Source organism: Ferrovum sp. (genome assembly GCF_027317285.1).
Lineage (GTDB): Bacteria > Pseudomonadota > Gammaproteobacteria > Burkholderiales > Ferrovaceae > Ferrovum.
The window spans coordinates 1-508 of the sequence record NZ_DAHVHV010000175.1 but is presented as its reverse complement, the minus strand read 5'-3'; the positions used below and the strand labels follow the sequence as shown (position 1 = coordinate 508).

Genomic DNA, 508 nt, shown 5'->3' with positions numbered 1-508 from the left:
GATTGGAGGTGCTGTCCTTCCATGATTTTTTTTATCATCAGTTTGCGGTTTGCAGGGATCGAGATTTCTCCGGTAACCATCAGCATGTTGGCGCTGTCGATGACCTGCATGGCGGTAGCCACGGCCCGGCGCTGCACATTGTCTATCATGGTCGCCTTCATCTGGCTGTAGACGCCGAAGGTAGCGAGTACGCCCACGATCAGAAGCGCTGGCTGGATCATGATCTGAAGTTTGGTTTGCAGGTTCAGATTACTGAACCACCGTTGGATCGAGAACGGCGGACGCGGCGCCTCGGCCATGCGGTAAAGTTTCTCTGCTTCCGAAATTTCCAATCTGGAGGGCTTTTGCCACAATGACAGATAGCCAACGACCTGACCTGAGCGCATGACTGGGGAAACCGTGGCTCGCACCCAATACTGGGCGCTGCTCTTGGTGCGGTTCTTGATGATCCCCTGCCAGGGATGTCCACCCTTGACCGTTTTCCACAGGTCTTCAAAGGCCCATTGTG

At 54.7% G+C, this 508-nt stretch carries 1 pseudogene; it reads right to left on the bottom strand.

From position 1 onward, the window contains the following. A pseudogene (locus M6F29_RS12185) lies at positions 1-508 on the bottom strand (methyl-accepting chemotaxis protein); the annotation flags it as partial.